Annotated in this window: 2 protein-coding genes; one reads left to right on the top strand and one right to left on the bottom strand. The window is 38.0% G+C overall.

The genetic code is table 11. The features are described from left to right. Positions 1-261: PD-(D/E)XK nuclease domain-containing protein (locus tag C510_RS0115800; protein ID WP_026320264.1), on the top strand; the 261-nt coding region annotated here is incomplete at its 5' end. A gap of 202 nt (positions 262-463) precedes the next feature. Here C510_RS0115800 and C510_RS17590 read toward each other — a convergent pair. Then, the coding region (locus C510_RS17590) for a hypothetical protein (RefSeq protein ID WP_018712238.1) at positions 464-2,998 on the bottom strand (2,535 nt) is incomplete at its 5' end.

The raw sequence follows: 2,998 nt of genomic DNA, 5'->3' as shown, positions 1-2,998 counted from the left end.
ATTCTCCGGATGCTGAGTGTCTATACCGTTTACATTGAGAAGGCGCAGAGCCAGGGACGGGTGGACTGTGTGATAGAAACGCCGCAGTATGTCTATATCTTCGAGTTCAAGCTGGACGGCACGGCTGCCGAGGCCCTGCAGCAGATAGAGGAAAAAGGTTATGCCCGCGAATATGCTTCGGATTCCCGTAAATTATTTAAGATTGGTGCCTCCTTCTCTTCGGAAACGGGGACTATCGGGGAGTGGCAGGTGATTCCATAATTTTCTCGGCAGGATACAGCATTTAAGTGATGCACGGCATTGGTCGTTAATACCCCGCCATTTTAGGCTCAATCAAAAACCTTATAAAGCGATAGTGTAAAATAAACTGTGTCATGCATTATTTCCCAGAATACAATCATGCTATGCGAATATAAAAAAAGAGTGACCTTTACGGCCACTCTTTTTATTATAAATTACAGAATTATTCTGCTGTTTCTGGAGCGTTCTTTTGATAATCCAAAGTAGCATCTACCTTAACACCCATCTTATCAACAAATGAGAAAATCAATTGACCCGAAGTTTGACCTTCAAGAACTACGCTAAGAGCATAAACTTGTGCCTTCTTATCATTAGTGTCAATCTTAGTTGGAGTTACCTCTAATTTACCAGAAGCACCATCTGCACGATAGATATAATATACAGAATTTTTCACTTTCTGAGCTCCAGGCATAGGATTAGGCTTCTGAGGTGTTGCTGAACCAAATCCAGCTTGATAACCAGTTGTAAAGATAGTATTATCTTGACTACCAGAATGAAGATTAATAGGCTGAGTTTCACCATCAAAGTTCATATACAAACCTTCTTTCTTATCATCAATCTTATAACCTCCGTAAATATACTGAGATTCTTCCAAAGTCATTGCACCAGTAACTTCTTTACCACCTTCATAGTAAGAAACTGTTGAGCCTTCGAAGATAGACTGCAGATAAACTTTGAATTCTTTAGTTACTTTGAAGTTCTGGTAATGATCATCATATAATAAATTCAAAGTAGCAACTACATCGATATCGTGCAACAATTCTGCTTTATCTTCATTAATGAAGTCACCTGTCATTATTCCCAAAGTTGTAGTTTTATCACCAGTTGCAATCTTAATATACTGATCTTCCTTAGCAAAGTCTGTATATTTCAATTCGTATGACAACCAGCTATCAGCAGTATTCAAATCGATGTATCCAATCTTATCTTCAGCAACTTTAGACTTAAATGGCTGTACTAAAGAAATCTTAGCATCAGTACCATTGGTTGTTGCTACACGAGTATAGAATGTATTTTCCTTCCATACCTTATTAGTATTTGCTACCAATACATCATCGAATGATGGCAATGTTACAGTATAAGTACCAGAAGCTTTTCTGATTTCATTTCCATCTTTATCTTTCAATACAAGAGTAAGCGGAGCAGCAACATTTGGCAATGCATCAGTCTTAATAGCATCAAATGGAATTACTGCATAAGCAATCTTTCTAATAGTAGAAGCCTTAACATCTGCATTAGTACCATCAGTAAGCTTAATTGCTACATCTTTATCATACTTCAAGCCATAAGCCAAAGCCTGTTCTTTAGTTTCATAGAACAATACTTCCTTACCTGATGTAGTTAAGTTAGTAATTTTACTCATACCGTCTACGTCAGTACCATCAGTAGTAAACAGCTTATTATCTTCAGCAGCATAAGCACTGTACCATGTTGCAGTACCTGTTAGACCGTTAGCAGTAGAAATTGCTACAGCTTCATCAGCTGTCAAGCTTGTAAACACATCACCCAACTCAACTACTACAAATTTCTTATATGGGTCAGTTGAAGGCATCAATGTATATTTCTGATCACCAAGAGTCTGATCTGCAACAGTTGAAGCAGCAAACTTAACATTCAATTCAGCTGATTCTGCTTCATTACCATTAATGTCCAACACATGAACAACAATAGGGAAATTAGTTAATGCAGCGGCATCAGCAGAAACATTCAAAGTCATACCACTAGCAGTAATACCATGTTTATCAGCTAAGTCCTGATCTTTGATTTCGATATATGAATCATAAACACGGTCTACATACATTTTAGTGTTAGAATCTTTCAATTTCGGAGCTAAATAGAAAGTCGTAGATGTTCCAATAGGAATTTCATCTACAGCAGTCTCACCTGTATTCAGTACAACAGCCGTCTTAGGTGAACCATCTTTAATAAAGTTCAAAGAAGTTGTTGCGGAACCATGAGTAAATGAGAACACATCGGTACTATTTACTTTTGCTTGTTTTGTATCAATAAAGTAAATATAATCTGTTGCTACTTTACCATCAACAGCCAAAGCATATTTCACATTTTGATATACATTATCAGCATCTTTAGCTGCAAACTTAGTAGCAATATTGTCGGCTGTTACATCACTCTTCATCTCGATTTTCAAATTCCAAACTCCATTTGCATCTGCAGCACGAGTATCGGCAACAGCAGGGCCTTTTTTACCTTCTGCAACAGGAGTAACAGTTACAGGAGCTTCTTCACCTAATGTATTAACCAAAGACAAATCTGCTGTTTCCAAATCGAATGTAGCAGCATTAACTTTAACTTGTACAGTAGAAATCTGGCCTACCAGCAACTGACCTTTCGCTACAGATCTCAAACCTTTCCAATTACCTCTATAGCTATCAGCTGTTCCCCAAACAATTCCGCCTTCAGCGTTTTGTCCCCATTCTGTAGTAGGTTGGGCAGCTTGATCTTCAGCTTTCACCACATGTGACAAGTTTGTGAAATATACTTCATCAGTAGCTATAATACCTACAGAAACAGAAGCTTTCGGCAACACAATGCTGGTACCGTCTACAGTCAAGGTATAAGTACCGTTACCGTTGTCAACAACTACTACCTTGCTACCTACTTCATCATTCAGTTCCTGAGCTTCACCGTTAATATAGAGAATACCATCTTTAACTTCTACATTTACAGCACCGCCTTC

The sequence above is a fragment of the Phocaeicola barnesiae DSM 18169 = JCM 13652 genome, assembly GCF_000374585.1.
GTDB lineage: Bacteria > Bacteroidota > Bacteroidia > Bacteroidales > Bacteroidaceae > Phocaeicola > Phocaeicola barnesiae.
The sequence above is the reverse complement of the archived record's forward strand: the minus strand, read 5'-3'. Positions and strand labels throughout refer to the sequence as shown.